The following is a 15,745-nucleotide window of genomic DNA, read 5'->3' as shown; positions in this document are numbered from 1 at the left end:
TTGTTGGGCGCGTTGCGCTTCTTGTTGGGCGCGTTGCGCTTCTTGTTGGGCGCGTTGCGCTTCTTGTTGGGCGCGTAGTGTTTCTTGTTTTACTTGTTCTGCGGGCGTGAGATAACGTTGTCCTTGCTCGTCATACCAATACATCCATTCCCGCGTTACACCACAATAATTTCCCCTTTCGCAACCAATTCCCAAGTTAATTTCTGGTAGCCAAACGGGGTTTCCCTTTTGCAATTCATACTTACCATTAACTAACTTATGTACTTCCAGATGCGGTTTGCGGCGGCGGCGAGAGGAATAAATCACATAATAAAGTACACCTAAAGCCTCATATTCAGCCAATTTAGTAGTGTATTCCTTGCGATAATTTTGAGAAACTACTTCTAGGACGAAAATCGGTACAACGTTTTCATCCCACAGCACATAACTAGGACGCAGTTCCTCATCATAAAAGCGCTCTACTCCTAAACTCAAAAACCCATCTGGCACAATTGGCGGTTTATCAGGATGATAATAAATACCCATATCTATCGCAAATAACCAGTCCATGCGCTCTGACCAAAGCATCAGTAAGATCGCCTTCAGCAAGCCTGGTATCAATTCTTGCAGTTCATTATCCACAGGCGTTTCATCAGAGTCTGGTAGTTCCTCGGCTGAGGGCAAGTACCTTGGCAAGTTGTACTCTAACATGGCTGGTTTTCCCAAAACTCAAAGGATATTTGGTTCTATTTAGCTCACCAGAATTATAGCGATTTCTCTGCTAGCAATTAACGCCCATGAATAGTATTGGAACAGGAACGTGCATCAAGCCCAAAATTATTTATGTATTTGAGCTTGAGCAGTTGCCCTAAAATATGTCCATTTGTGCGATCGCAATCTCTATCCCAGGAAAAATGATATGTGATGTAGAAATTTTGTTGCGATCGCACAAATCAGTGGTTAGCGCATATTTTTGTTCTATCTAACTTGCTCGCACACGATAAATAATCATCTTGACCTTTTTTGATTATTTTATGGGCAAAGTCACAAGATCGATTCGGATTCAAGTTGCGATCGCCCATTACCATGATGTACTAAGGCTGCTGTTCCATGTTCTGAAGCACGTAACTCTTTGTCAGAGATTTGTGGCTCCTTGGTATAGACTGAACTTAGTAAGATATTCAGAACTCCACTTGTTTCAGCTTGGCTGACGGCGCGATGTGTAATCAATTCACCTACATTTAATATCACGTTGTCTTCTGGGTCAAGAATAACACGAGTAACTGGACGACCCAATGCTTGTTCAATCCGTTGATTTTTTATTGCCTGTCTGCTGCGTCCTTGTAACTTTTCTGTCTTCGCTTTCAAAGCTTGCCAGAAAGTGTTGAGATTCTCTTGAGCGATGCTTACTCGATCGTCCAGTTGAACTTTATTTTCTAACCATCTGTCACTTGCGGTAGAACGGACTGCGGTTGCCAGATTCAGACCGACAGCGTTCAGCAATTCTGCTTCTTTACCGTAAATCCGAGCGCGATTGAGAAGAGATTCTGTCACAATCTGCCCAGATGCCGCAATAATTAAGCCATCATCAGTACGCACTGTTCGCAGGACTCTGCGCCCTCTTGCCTGCTGGATCGCTACATTTGCTGCCAAGGAATCAACTGAGTGACGCAGACTAGCGGCGCTGCTCTGAGTTACGCTCCCAATTCGATTGCCAATAGATTCTGTTGCTGCTTGCAAATTGCGGCTGATGTTGGCAGTCAAACTGCCATCCGTAGCTCGATAGAGTTCATCAAGGATACCCAGGCGATCGGCCGCTTCTGCATCAATTAGGGTGACTTCTTGACCCTTTAGTAGCAGTACATTCCCATCTGGAGTCAGCACATCCCGCTCGAGACGCTTGCCAATCACATATACTTTTTGTTCGGCAGGATCGACCAAATTGTTAGTCAGGGAAGCAGTTGCATCTCGATTGAAGTCTTGTAGTTTGCTGCTAGTAGCATTAGTTGCGGCTTGCAATTGCTCACTTGCATTCTGGCTTGCTGACTGTAGCTCGCGGTTCACTTTCTCTACCGAGCTTTGTAGTTGCTCATTCACAGTTTGAGCTGCTGTTTGCAGTCTGCGGTTAGTAATCTGGGCCGAGTCCTGCAATTTATCTCCAGTTGCCTGAACGGCTCCTCGGATACCACCAACCTGTTCTTCCATCAATTGAGCAATTTCTGGAGGTACAAAAGCAACATCATCACCAATTTTCAGTGTTTCGCTAGCAGGAACAAACGATCGCCCCGAATAAGCATCGGCAAATACACCGCCAGAAACTTCGTATCCTTCCACCAGTCCACTATGCTCATCAAAGAACAAATCCACCAATCCACCGAGATAAAGTCCCTCTGTAGTTAGAATTTTCTTTTTTTTCAGGACGATATTCTGGTGCAGAATCTCTTTAATTACAGGGACACGATGTGCCTTCACAACCGATTTTTTCGAGTTAACTACGATCGCATCTGACCCGATGGCTTGTACCTCTTGTAAAGGAATCACTTTTGCGTCTCGAAACAGTCCCTTCTCTGCTACTAGAAAACCCAAAAGTTGATTGCGTTCCCGATCGACAATTAAATCGATGATTCGGACAATTTTCTTACCTGTGTCGTAGGTAACGACCACTTTATCGAGAATATCAGTACCTTTAAGCATTATATATCCCTGGTCTTTTTATTGATTTGGTTGTTGAATTATTTGTTCGTTAGTCGCCCGAAACTTCAATTGAAAATATCGTCCTTCTCGTCCAAAACCGGGAACTATATCAATCACACCAAAGTATTCGGAAAGTACCCCAAATATGGCCAGCAAAATGATTAAGCTGGTGATATTCGCTCCAGTATTAGATCGTTGTCCTACTAGTCTAGGCATTTGTTTTTTATTTATTGTTGTTTTCTAGGGCTAACCTTACTGAAAAAATCGTACAAGACTATTGATATATTTTTTATCTACAATTTGCCTTGATTAAATTTAATCTTTAGGAATAAAAAAATAAAAATTACTAATTCTAAAGATAGCTACAATCCGGTTTGCCTTCAATCTTTTGGAAGTAACTATTTTTAGTGAATTGAGCTTTATTCATCTTCAATAGAACATCAAACTTCTCAAAAAGCTTTCACGACTTCCTTTGACTTTTGCATAAATATTTTATGGTAAGATGGAGGTTTTACCAGAAAGCTAATGGTAATATGCGATACGAACAAGTCAAAAGCCGATCGGTTGGTGAATTTAGCGCCTGTTTGGGATAAAAGTTGCAATATTTTGCTTTGACTAAGGGGTACCACTTGTGGTATCTAGAAATAGCCAAGATTTTGATAGATATAATAGTTACTCGCTCGTTTCGTGGTTGTCTATAGCATTGCCCGATCTGAAGTTGCAGCCCAGTCAAGAATACGGGCATTTTTACCCCACTCAGAAAGTTGCTTCAGCCGAGAAAATTTTGGTAACTCTTAACTATTAATAAATATATCGGTGCTTAGTGCTATTCATGCTTTATATTTAGCGACATGATGATGCAAATAGCCACTCACCTTCAAATACTTAGGAGGCAGTATCCACCGAAAGCAACTCATGCTTTGATACCACCACCAGATAGTGTAAGTTAAGGTTAAGTCGATATTCAAACGAATAATTTTTGCTGAATTGCGACAGATAAAGACTAAACTAAAAAGTCTTGTGCAGCAAAACCTGTAGCTTTAAATGAAGTAATCATGTCTAAGGTTCTTGTCTCTGATTCGATTGACCAAGCTGGAATTGACATCCTTTCGCAAGTTGCAACCGTTGATGTCAAACTAGGTCTAAAACCAGCAGAACTGATCGCAATTATTGGTGAGTATGACGCGCTAATGATTCGCTCTGGTACGCGTGTAACTCAAGAAATCATTGATGCCGGCACCCAGCTAAAAATCATCGGTCGTGCTGGTGTGGGTGTGGATAATGTGGATGTTCCTGCTGCCACCCGCCGGGGAATTGTGGTAGTCAATTCTCCAGAAGGAAATACAATTGCCGCCGCCGAACACGCGCTAGCAATGATTTTGGCTTTGTCTCGCCACATCCCCGATGCTAACGCTTCGGTGAAACGTGGTGCGTGGGATCGCAATAGTTTTGTTGGTGCGGAAGTCTACAAAAAGACTCTCGGCGTTGTCGGTTTGGGAAAAATTGGCTCCCATGTTGCGGCGGTAGCTAAGACAATGGGGATGAAACTCCTAGCTTACGACCCTTTTATTTCTACAGAACGAGCCGAACAACTTGGCTGTCAGTTGGTGGAGCTAGATTTACTCTTCCAGCAAGCAGACTATATCACCCTACACATCCCGAAAACCCCAGAAACCACCCATTTAATCAATGCCACAACCTTGGCAAAGATGAAACCTACAGCTCGGATTATCAACTGCGCTCGTGGTGGAATCATTGATGAAGTAGCTTTAGCAGCAGCTCTGAAAGCGGGTAAAATCGGCGGTGCAGCCTTGGATGTGTTCGAGTCAGAACCTTTGGGTGAATCGGAATTGCGATCGCTAGGCAAAGAAATCATCCTCACCCCCCACTTGGGAGCCTCTACCACAGAAGCTCAAGTGAATGTGGCCATTGATGTTGCCGAACAAATTCGCGATGTCCTCTTAGGACTACCAGCACGTTCAGCCGTTAACATTCCCGGACTCGGCCCCGATGTGTTGGAAGAACTCAAACCCTATATGCAACTAGCAGAAACTCTCGGTAATCTAGTGGGACAACTAGCTGGTGGAAGGGTAGAAGTACTGAATATTCGACTACAAGGGGAACTCGCGACCAACAAAAGTCAGCCTTTAATCGTCGCTGCCCTCAAAGGACTACTTTACCAAGCTTTGCGGGAACGAGTAAATTACGTAAATGCCAGCATAGAAGCCAAAGAACGCGGAATTCGGGTAATTGAAACCCGCGATGCTTCCATTCGAGACTATGCCGGCACACTGCATCTAGAAGCCACGGGTACTTTAGGTACTCATTCTGTTACAGGTGCTTTGTTGGGTGAGCGGGAAATCCACCTCACCGACGTTGACGGTTTCCCGATTAACGTCCCACCCAGCAAATATATGTTGTTTACCCTGCACCGCGATATGCCAGGGATTATCGGCAAACTTGGTTCCCTACTCGGCAGTTTTAATGTGAATATTGCCAGTATGCAAGTAGGTCGTAAAATCGTCCGTGGTGATGCCGTCATGGCTCTGAGTATAGATGATCCTTTACCAGAGGGCATTTTGAATGAGATTATAAAAGTCCCTGGTATTCGGGACGCGTATACAGTAACACTTTAGAAGTCAGGAGCCAGGAGTCAGAATAAATAATTCCTCCTGACTCCTGAATTCTGACTCCTGAATTCTGAAAAATGGCAAACACCTGGTGGGAAATACAGATTTTATGCGAACCAGACCTAGAAGATACGATCTTTTGGCGACTGGAAGATTTTGGCTGTCGTGGTACGGCTAGTGAAAACAAAGGAAATTCATCTTTAGTCAGGGCTTATCTGCCGACAATTCAAACACAGCTTTTAGATTTAGCAGCGCTGTCGCTATGGCTGCGTCAAGATGCCCTCTGTGTAGGAATTTCATCTCCCTCCTTGCAATGGCAGTTAATTGATGAGGAAGATTGGGCGACTAGCTGGAAACAATATTGGCATCCACAGGAAATAGGCGATCGCTTCTTAATTAACCCCGCTTGGCTACCATTACCAGAAACAACGGAACGATTAGTAATTCGCCTCGATCCTGGTGTAGCATTTGGTACGGGCAACCATGCCACCACTCAGCTATGTTTGGAATCTCTGGAAATGCGACTAAGTGGAGTTCCGCAGTCCTTTGTGGGTAATAGTGGCAAACATGAACATCTGGTAATTGCGGATATTGGCTGTGGTTCTGGTATCCTTTCCATTGGGGCGCTGTTGTTGGGTGCTGAGAAAGTCTATGCAGTGGATACTGACCCTTTAGCGGTGCAATCAACTATCAGTAATGGTGCGCTGAATGATATTAGCCCAGAACGTTTACTACCTGCACAGGGAAGTGTAGACGTTTTGACAAAACTAATTGAAAGCCCAGTGGATGGTATTGTCTGCAATATTTTGGCTCATGTGATTATTGAATTGATTCCAGAAATGAGTGCGATCGCTAAACCTGAAACTTGGGCGATATTCAGTGGAATTTTACTAGAACAATCTAAAGCTGTTGCTGATGCTTTAGAAGAAAATGGCTGGGTTGTTGCTACCCTATGGAAACGCAAAGAATGGTGCTGCTTAAATGTACGGCGTTCTTAATTCGGTATAAATTATCGTCATTCTAAATTATTCGTAAACAATTAGATCCCCAACTTCTCAAATAAGCCGGGGATCTTTAAGTAAGTGACATAATATATAGATTACCCACTATTGACTTTTGAAACTAGCGATGAAAGAACGGCTACAAATCCACAAAAAAGCTGACTCATCCGCTTATTCGTCAGAGCAAAGTCAGTTGCAATCGTATTTATTCACTACCCACTCTCAACTTGCCTCCAAGAAGCCTATAGTACAGGCAAAGGTAGAAAATCAGAAATTTCAACAATATCAGTTTGAGGCAACGAAACTCCAAATACAAGCCAAGCATGGCACGATCACGCCAGAGGGACAAGAGCGACTCACTGTATTGCAAACAAAGATGAATGAGTCTTTGCAGCAAGGGAAGGAACACTCTTCGCAGTTTGGTCATAACCTGAGCAAAATGGCGATAAAACGTGCTGATAGCGTGTCAATAGGAGAAATACAGCCAAAACTGACTATTGGTCAATCAGAAGATCGATATGAGCAAGAGGCCGATAGTGTTGCTACTTCTGTAGTCAATCAAATTAATCGATCTCCTCTGCAAAACCAGGATGCACAGCAGACGATACCAGCTAATCAGAACGAACAAGCAAAGTCTGAAGAAATATTAGCAGCAAATAACTCAGCAGATAAAAAACAAAAATTTTTACAAGAATATTCACTAGCCAAAACACTAGTCAATGGTATAGATGACACATTACCACAAGATAAAATACTGGAACAACTTTTCAAAAACTTTGTAAATATCCAATTTCAATACACAATGGTAAGCAAGAGTCCAGAAACACTCTTAAAAGGCTCTCCAGAAGGAGATTGTCAGACATTAGCCCGTGCTTTTAAAAAAGTTGCAGAAGAGTATTTTGGCATTGAGAAAATCGCAATTGAAAGTATCGCCAAACCTTTTTTGAGTGAAGCTGGAGCTACCCCATACCAAGGGAAAAAACCTAATTGTGATGATGGAAAACGATGGTTTTTCCAAAACCATTATTGGGCTAGCTGGAATGGAAAAATTTATGATGTTTTATTCCTTAGCAATAAACGAACCGAAGCTGATATGGCAAAACAGGTGCAACCACTCACATCAATGTTGATGCCTGAACAAGAATACTATCAAACAGAAAAAGGAAAAATTGTATATCCCATTGTCAATAAATACTCCACTGTCGAGGTTTCGATTTTTGAAAAACTGAAAAACTTTGTTAATAATCTCGGTCAGTTTTTCTCCAATAGTATGAGTACGATAATTAATAAAATTCGGTCTTTATTTGCCCAAAGTGGAAATAATACCAGTGGTTTGGATTCTCTCATGAGAGAACTGGAACACGACAAAAATAATAGTGCGATCGCAAATAACCAAACTCAATAATCTTACTAAGTTGGCTTTCACCACTGCCCGGAATTATCTTCTTGTTGCAACCCAATTAACTGTCGCCGCTTCCAAGCATAATGAAGAATATTAATTCCTAATTCCTGAGCTGTCCGAATGGTCAATCTGGGTAAACTCAAATCTCTATCCAGCCCCCAAGCAGTTGCTAAATCTCCAATTACTAAAATAATTCCTCCACCAATTAACAGTTTTATCTGTTGTTGATTAACCATTGGTAAGGCAGCAAATAAGAAAGGTTTTGTCCTTAAAGGATGACTTCGTTGCAATTCTTCTAAAGGTCTTAAAGGACTCTCTAATTGTTGTGCCAAAGCTTGAGTACTCTCAATTAGAGGATTAGCATTTGTTGGTGCATCAACAAAAAGTACACCACCTAAATTTAAATAATTTTTGAGGGATTCAAATTCGAGACTATTTAAAGAAATTGCTTGTCCACCTGTGAGATAAAGGATGTCATAGTCTTGGATGTTTTCTGCTAAAGAAACCTGACCTGGTTCATCAGCCCCTCGCAAACTTGGGTACAGGGGTTCTACTGCTTGTAATAAATATGAAAGGCTGAAAAAATTACGCGCACATTCAGGATCGCTATGAGTCGCCTGTGCCATACATACAAGTGCTTGAGGACGCATTTGTGCCTGACGACGATAGCGCAAATCAATATTATTATATCCAGGAAAAAAAGCATCCGCAGGTTGGGTAATGTCAGTATGTCCTGGTTGTAAGAGTATTCGACATATTTCTATTTCTGAACTGGCTGGTGTAGAGTTTATTTGGTCAATTCGATAAGTTTCTTGAACAATATCTCTTTGCTGCCCGCGCTGCAATTCATCGGGATCTACATAGCTAACTACTAAGTAAATCATGAGCGGTTCAGAACTTACTACTTCTAAATCGATGGGAAAATCATAAGAAGTTGGTACAACAATTAAATTACCTGCTAAATCAATTGCAATCCCAGGTTGAATTTGTACCCAACGTCCATCTCGATATCTAGCTTCAACTTGGCTAGGGGCAGTTACATCTCGCACGCCTAAACCGCAGACAATTCCTGGTTGATTTAAACTTTGATATTGAGCATTTTGCCGATTACGGTGATATTCATGGGCTGTGCGCCAGCGTTCCGCATTGATTAATAAACCGTCTGCGGCTTGCAGGCGTTCAAAGGATTTAATTGGTGGGGGTGGGAAAGGATGAGACATAATTAATTCAAAATTCAAAATTCAAAATTCAAAATTAAGAAAAGCTCAGGCAGAGGGGCAGGGAAAATAAGTTTAAAATTTTATTGGCTAGAAGGATTTTCGATAGATAATTCATAGGTGCAAAAAGCAGGTTTTTCTTGTTCTATGATTCTTTTAATAAGTTCTTCGTTGATAACGCCACTAGAAATATTTGAACGCAAACGCACTATAAAATGATATGGTTGTCCGCCTGCTAAAACTGCATTTCCTAATTGTGCATCTCCGATAATAAAACTTGGGCCAAAAGGTTCTGTAATACTAATATGTTTATCAGCTTCATTCGGTAAATGTTTGTCTAGCGGTAAACCAGTATAAAGATGCAAGTAAAGACGCAATCCTTTACGAGTTCCTCGCCAGCGATAAAGTTCTACGGCTCGGCGAATTAAACGCCGTTGTTGCTGAAGATCCCAAACAGAATCTACTTGCCAAGCAACCCAATGAGCCATAAAGGGTAGTAATGCTTGCGGTGCTGTCAAAGGATCGAGGTTTGCCCACATGACGTTATAACTATCAACTATTGGTTGAAAAGCTTGCTCAAATATTTTCATAAAGCGACCAATAAAGTCCACTTCCCGATACAAAATTGGCAATAATTCCATGTATGCAGTATAAGGACGGATGTATAAATCAAAATACTCGCTTCTCTCGATTTGTTCGTTGTCCGTACCTGGGTCTATATGTAGAGTAATTAGGCTGCGAAAATTGAGTGTTAGTTTGTCTTTTTTTCCAGGAGAAATTGCTTCTTGGTCTTCAAAAAATGTGTCGGGAATTGAGAAGTGGAGAACAGCATCCATTTGTCCACGAGGCGGTATCTCACTGCCTTCTGTACCAATCTGACACCACTGGGATGGGAAGTTTCCCTCAACGCTTAAGCTTACCCGTAAAGGACGTTGTTCTAAGTTTTGCACCTGCACAATCATCTCGCTGGGATGTCCAGGATGCAAAAGCAAACTACGTCCAGCTACATCAATATTTTCGGCATTTGCAAATGCTAAACCTGCCACAGGTAAAGCTTCGGGAATTTGCATTGGCGTTAATTGAATGCTTACAGCTGGACTAGAGCGACTTTGAACCATAGGATTGGGGACTGGGGATTGGGGATTGGGGGCAGGGGAGAAATCAATTCAAAATTCAAAATTCAAAATTCAAAATTGAAGATTCAATCCCCATACTCAATGACAAATGACAAATGACAAATGACAAATGACAAATCAACGATTAATGATTTGGATGTCGTGATTGGAACGCAGATTTGTATCAGCCCAAGAACATATCAAACCTTCCGATCCCGGATCGATCAATTGTTCTGGTGATGGTTGTCGCCGCCAATTTTCTCCTTGCTTGCGGATGGGAAATAGCAAGACGGGGCCTAAATGACGCACGCCTGGGGTTTGTTGCAGTAATGCCACAATATCTGATGTATAAACTGGTCGCCCAAATGGCCAACCTTTGCCGTCGATTCCTCCAGTTAATGGATTTAAATATTTATACAACGATCGCCTTAAATTCCGACGAATTTCTTCACTGGCAAAAGGATTATTGTAGGCTGGCTCTAGAGCAATTTCTGTCTGTACCGAAACACCTACGTAATTCGGCTCTTGTAACTCTACTTGTACCCCTAGTAAGCGTCTTTCATCTAAATAACTCAAAATTTGCTCTTGCAGGGCATTACTCAGGGCAAAATCTTCTGGTGTCATCCCATTGCCTTGGGCGATCGCATCCGTATTTGCATAAGGAACTACCAGCAAACTAACTATACCAGCTTGCCTCCGAGAATTTGCTGGCAAACACCGGACGCGAGCGATCGCACCAGCACCCGCTTGTTGAGTTAAAACTTCAAAATCTTCAGCAGTGACGGCGCGATCGCGCGTGCGGAGGATGCGGGGAGCCTTCATCACAGCTTGTTCTAGCGATTCGGCATCTGCTCCATTGATTGCTGGTACGCGATTGACCACACTAGCAACATAAGGATATGCAGACTTCAAAAATTGAATTGCCCCAGTTTGCACATTGCCTTCTCTACCACCGCCTGTACGATAACTAACCATCCTAATCTCTGCACCACGGGGAGGAATTGCCCCATATTGATGTTCCGACTGGTTATTTTCGAGAATTTGTACAGATGTGTCATCTAGTGATGGTTGCTGAATTCGCGTTCGCACCTGTGTATGCTGTTTAAGTTGGCTAGGTTCCCGAATCAGCGGCCCGAATTGGATTGTACCAGTGATGGAATCAATGGTGTAATGGAAGTTATGCGGCCCAGAATCAGCAAAATCTCTCACCTCAGTCCACTTTTGCGGCAAACCACCAGCCGGAGTAACTAAAATATACTCATCTTCTCGGCGTTCTAAAATTGGTGCTGTTTGTAACTGGAAACTTTGACCGGGTGTACCATCACTAATTCCCAATCGCTCATCTTGAATCAGCGTACTATGGCTAGCCCTAACAGTACCGCCAATTGAACGCACTGCTAAACCAATAATTCGTGGCGGACGATTGTAACCAGTTTCATTCGATTCTGTGCTTACAAAGCTACAGCGCAACCAGCGGCCTCGGTAAGAGGTAAAATTAGCCACAGGCCAAATTTGAGGTAAATGCAGACGTACTTCTGCACCTTGAGACGGGTTTTCACCTTCTTGGGCGATTTCATAAAAACTGAAACCGCGAGTTTTATCATCTGATTCTTGCAATAAAACTGATTGCCAATTTTCCCCATCCCAAGCTTCCCATCTCCGGGGTGGTTGATTGGGGTTAATTCCCGCAGGGGTAGCCGCAGCCCCTTGGAAAATAATTTCTAAAACATTAGCGTCTAAAGGATCGTCAGAATTAATTGCTAAATAAAAGCAGTTACCAGGCTGGGGTTCCTCTTCAAAAATCGGTTGTTCGTTACCTGTCCAGTAACCGTTAGATTGACGAGTCCAGGAAGTTGTGACTCTTTCGCGCAGAGATTGGGGAATATCTTCGGTAGTTTGGGCAGTTAAGAAATGTTGGATGCGAGGTTTGCCGATAATTAAAGGAGAATCTGTGCTGAAGGTAATTGCTTCTGTGGTTTCAGTGCGAATAGTTGAAGCTTCTAATCCGGCGGGAATCGTGTAGGCTTCAGGGAGTGCAGCGCTTAAATAAAAAGTTAATTCCGTGCGGGCTGGGGCGGGAGGCTGGAGACGAATACCTAGTAATTCTAAAAAAGCAACATAATTTTTTCGAGGTACTTGGTTGAATCTGAGCAACATTTGGTCGGTTAACCAAGCAAATAATTCAATGAGCGTAATTCCTGGGTCGCTGAGGTTGTGGTCAGTCCATTCTGGACAATAGCGAGGAATACGCATAATACATTCTTCCACCAAATCATCAAAGGCGCGATCGTCTAAGTTGGAAGAAGGTAATTTCGGTAAAAAATCAAAGTTCACGATTCCTCCCCAGCTGACACCAAATAATAAGGATAAACAAAACTATAAATATCGGGACTGTCTTTAAGCCGATAATTGATGATGATGTCCACTCTGCCACGCACAGGGTCAGGATCGGTAACAACTTCATCGATAGTAATGCGTGGTTCCCAAACTTCTAAAGCTTCTAAGACATAAAGACGGATTCGCAGTAGGGTATCGCTATTCAAAGGTGCAAACGCCAGTTCCGACAGGCGCGAACCAAAGGTAGGGCGATAAACTCGCTCACCTACACCTGTGCGGAGGATAATCCAAATAGATTCTTTAACTTTTTGATCTTCACGGCTAAGTTGTATCCCACCTTGCACGTTTAAATGCAGTGGATAAGCCCAACCTGTTCCCAAATAGGCTCGTTCACGACCATAAACCATATCTGGCACTTAGACAGCTGTTACATGGATATCTTCAAAGATATCGGCACAGAAGTTTTAAGCCTATTCGCCAAAGGTCGAACCCTGCCGATAATTCAAAATTCAAAATTCAAAATTCTCTGAAACTGGGAACGAGGTTTAAGACAAGAGTGAGAAATTATTGAGATGTACTACAGTTAATTTCTAGTCTTGAGTACAAAGACCTTTATTTAAACTGTAACTGAATCGTATTAGAATATATTATTAAAAAAGTAATTCCAACCAAGATAAACAAGATTAAAGTAGCAATTAGACCACGATGGAGAGAGATAGCATTAAGAAGTACTAATAGCCATATCAAAGCAACCTCAACTGCACTAGAATCGGTAGAAGAGTCATAACCTTTACTAGCTGAGGAGTTCGTAAAAAACCAAACCAAGGAGGCTGTAACCATATCTGGATAACCTCTATTTCTAGGAAAAAAATTTGTAAACCTACTATTGCTATCAGTAATTCAACGATCCCCTGAAATAATTTACTTATCATTTTTCTGCTATAGTCAAACCTCTTTCAGATAAATAATCACGAATTGCGGCTGATTTAGTGCTTATTTCTCCAATCAACCGCCAATCAAAACAGTGGGATTACCTTTGATAATTTTATTCGGCGGCCCTAATGCTTCTAAAACAGTGTCGCCCATCCGAGAGGCAGGCAGATTGTTAATCAGCACTGTCTGACTACCGTCAATCACAACCCCAGGGCCGTGAGGAGGGACGGGCAAGGGTGTGGCGCAATTATGAATATCAGCACCAGCAGCAGCAGCAGCGATCGCACTACCCATAGTAGCTGCTGATGTTGCCTTTGTAGTTTGTTCCGCAGCTAAGGCAGCAGGTGCCCCTGGTGTACCAGCTGCCGCTAAAGTAGCAGCCTCAGCGGCTTGGATAGCTGTATCAGAAGCGGTTTTGGCAGACTGCAAACCTGGTACTGCGGCAGCAAGCACACCCCGCCACGCAGGTAAAGACCCAATCAACACATTGGGACTACCCGGCCCTCCTGTTAAAACTGGGGGTAAGGGGTGCGCTACGTTGTCAGTAATTCTTGCTGCTGGTCTACCCACGACAACCTCCTATTGTGTTAATTACGAATTAATTAAGTCGAATCAACGCACCTTTAACTGTAATCGTACCGTTGGCTGAAATATCGATATTTCCGGCAGCATCTAATGACATATTACCTGTTGATTTCACTGAAACAGATTTAGCCATATCGTCCATTTTGATTCTATGACCGCCTTTGGTTTCAATCTCTATGCACCTTTGACTGTCATTAAGATATATTTTGTGACCGTATTCAGTTTCTACGCGAATACCTTTTTTGCTAGTTCCTTTATCTTCTTCAATAAACTGTAGTGTATGACCTACACGAGTTTTAATGGTGCGTAATCTTACACCGTTTGTAACTGAATCCCTTACCTTTTCTGGTGGTGCATCCTTGCCATTCCATACTCCGCCAATAACGTAGGGACGGTGGATATCGCCATGCTCAAAACCTACTAAAACTTCATCGTTTACCTCTGGTAAACAGTCAAAACCTCTATTTTTGCCTGCTCCCACAGCTACAACTCTCGCCCAGTCACTTGTATGTTCTTCTGTGAGCGTGGGAAACTTAACCTTCACCCTACCCCATGCCTCTGGGTCTTTGTTATCAGTGACAATCCCCACTAATAAAGTCTCAGATGGCTGGAGACGTTTTTCTGGAGATAGAGTTGTGAATAAGCTACCAGAACGTAGTCCCCGCACGCTGAAATAAGTTTCATAAACGCGTTGACTAAAGAAATGGCGGGTTTCTGTAACATAATACTTACCACTATAGCGATCGCCCATACCCTGAAGATTAATAACCCGTCCCGGACGAATCTCAGGATTCCCTTCTGCTTTGGCATCTGCATAAACAAATTCTCCCCCTAGTTCATCACACAAAGCCTGAGCCATCGTGTCTGCTTGTTTTTTGCTGGCAACAGGTTTATCTACAACAATCATTTTGGGAGATTTAAGATTAGAAAATGCATTACTAGTACTACTTCCTAGCCGATTACCTGTCTCGGTTATTTGCTTTTCTTTCTTGGCTGTTCCACTAATCAATTTTTTCTGGGTATAGTCCCAGGCGCGTACTTCTACAGAACTTATCTGTTCAGCACTGGTAACGCGGGTACTAAATTTATTAATATCAACTAGCCATTTTAATGATAAAGAACCCTGAGTTTTTGGTTTGCAAAAATTGAGTTTTTCCTCTGTAATAAATAACTCAAAACCAATGCGAGCAGCCCTTTCTCGCAAAAACTCCATATTGGTTTGATTTTCTTGAAATACATACTTATGAACTTCACCAGTTGCCTCTATATTGCCCAGTTTTATGCCTACTTCTTTAACTATTTGCTTGACTATATCGCTATCAGTTTTATTTAAAAAAGAACGATTATAACGACCTCTGTGCAGACGATGAGAAATATCATAACCGCGAACAATGATATCAGCTTCAGATTTTTCATTGAAGTTAACTTCCATCGCTGTAATTTCGCCTTCAATGAGGAATTCTCCTACCTCCTCTTGGAAGTTATTATCTAGAGTCGTACTAGAAGTAAAACCCAATTTCACTTTTTTACCAATTTTAAATAAAGGCTCATGTCGCCAAGCTTTGTTTTCTGGTCGGTCAGATGCGGGAATATAGCTGTTATGGATTACTAGCGTAAACATTGCTGGTAAATGAAGGCTTTCTTCGATTGTGATTTGCAATAAATCCTTCATTAATTCAGGAGAAGCCTGTTTTCCATCTATCTGTATTTTAGGTTCGCTTAAATAAAGGCTTTTTTTTGCAGGCATAATTATTAATTTATAACTTATGGAATGTTCAGTAACACCTCTTTGGCTAAAGACGCGATTCATCGCGTCTCTACAAATGGTCTATTTGTCGCATTCTTTTTTCAA

12 protein-coding genes are annotated in these 15,745 nt (G+C 42.2%); 3 read left to right on the top strand and 9 right to left on the bottom strand.

The window, feature by feature from the left end:
* The 3 genes from RM368_RS10785 to RM368_RS10775 all read right to left on the bottom strand — a co-directional run.
* On the bottom strand, positions 1–690 hold a 690-nt coding region (locus tag RM368_RS10785; RefSeq protein WP_322694070.1), incomplete at its 3' end, for a Uma2 family endonuclease.
* 333 nt (positions 691–1,023) lie between these two features.
* Complete coding sequence (locus RM368_RS10780; protein WP_322694069.1) at positions 1,024–2,673, bottom strand: PRC-barrel domain-containing protein; 1,650 nt, start codon at positions 2,671–2,673, stop codon at positions 1,024–1,026.
* An 18-nt stretch (positions 2,674–2,691) separates the two neighbouring features.
* Positions 2,692–2,889, bottom strand: a complete 198-nt coding sequence (locus RM368_RS10775; protein WP_322694068.1) for a hypothetical protein — start codon at positions 2,887–2,889, stop codon at positions 2,692–2,694.
* Positions 2,890–3,728: 839 nt separating this feature from the next.
* Between RM368_RS10775 and serA the strand changes: the two genes are divergently transcribed.
* The 3 genes from serA to RM368_RS10760 all read left to right on the top strand — a co-directional run bounded on the left by serA (position 3,729) and on the right by RM368_RS10760 (position 7,709).
* On the top strand, positions 3,729–5,309 hold the full coding sequence (serA, locus tag RM368_RS10770) for a phosphoglycerate dehydrogenase (RefSeq protein WP_322694067.1): 1,581 nt from the start codon (positions 3,729–3,731) through the stop codon (positions 5,307–5,309).
* A gap of 71 nt (positions 5,310–5,380) precedes the next feature.
* The gene (gene prmA / locus RM368_RS10765; protein WP_322694066.1) at positions 5,381–6,301 is read left to right on the top strand and encodes a 50S ribosomal protein L11 methyltransferase; all 921 of its coding nucleotides are present in this window, start codon (positions 5,381–5,383) and stop codon (positions 6,299–6,301) included.
* A 130-nt stretch (positions 6,302–6,431) separates the two neighbouring features.
* Positions 6,432–7,709: a hypothetical protein gene (locus RM368_RS10760; protein WP_322694065.1), complete on the top strand. Its 1,278-nt coding sequence runs from the start codon at positions 6,432–6,434 to the stop codon at positions 7,707–7,709.
* Between the two features lie 17 nt (positions 7,710–7,726).
* On the opposite strand, the gene RM368_RS10755 is transcribed toward RM368_RS10760, so the two are convergent.
* The 6 genes from RM368_RS10755 to RM368_RS10730 all read right to left on the bottom strand — a co-directional run bounded on the left by RM368_RS10755 (position 7,727) and on the right by RM368_RS10730 (position 15,640).
* A complete protein-coding gene (locus RM368_RS10755) occupies positions 7,727–8,926 on the bottom strand; it encodes a DUF4159 domain-containing protein (RefSeq protein ID WP_322694064.1) in 1,200 nt (399 codons plus the stop codon).
* A gap of 80 nt (positions 8,927–9,006) precedes the next feature.
* Positions 9,007–10,041 carry a phage tail protein gene (locus RM368_RS10750; protein ID WP_322694063.1) on the bottom strand — a complete coding sequence of 345 codons (1,035 nt, stop codon included), beginning with the start codon at positions 10,039–10,041 and terminating at the stop codon, positions 9,007–9,009.
* A gap of 135 nt (positions 10,042–10,176) precedes the next feature.
* A complete protein-coding gene (locus tag RM368_RS10745) occupies positions 10,177–12,372 on the bottom strand; it encodes a putative baseplate assembly protein (protein ID WP_322694062.1) in 2,196 nt (731 codons plus the stop codon).
* On the bottom strand, positions 12,369–12,782 hold the full coding sequence (locus RM368_RS10740; protein WP_322694061.1) for a GPW/gp25 family protein: 414 nt from the start codon (positions 12,780–12,782) through the stop codon (positions 12,369–12,371). The genes RM368_RS10745 and RM368_RS10740 overlap by 4 nt, the downstream gene beginning before the upstream one ends.
* 598 nt (positions 12,783–13,380) lie before the next feature.
* The gene (locus RM368_RS10735; RefSeq protein ID WP_322694060.1) at positions 13,381–13,878 is read right to left on the bottom strand and encodes a PAAR domain-containing protein; all 498 of its coding nucleotides are present in this window, start codon (positions 13,876–13,878) and stop codon (positions 13,381–13,383) included.
* A 28-nt stretch (positions 13,879–13,906) separates the two neighbouring features.
* The gene (locus tag RM368_RS10730) at positions 13,907–15,640 is read right to left on the bottom strand and encodes a VgrG-related protein (RefSeq protein WP_322694059.1); all 1,734 of its coding nucleotides are present in this window, start codon (positions 15,638–15,640) and stop codon (positions 13,907–13,909) included.
* Between the last annotated feature and the right edge of the window lie 105 nt (positions 15,641–15,745).

Source organism: Nostoc sp. DedSLP03, assembly GCF_034530815.1.
Taxonomy (GTDB): domain Bacteria; phylum Cyanobacteriota; class Cyanobacteriia; order Cyanobacteriales; family Nostocaceae; genus Nostoc.
The sequence above is the reverse complement of the archived record's forward strand: the minus strand, read 5'-3'. Positions and strand labels throughout refer to the sequence as shown.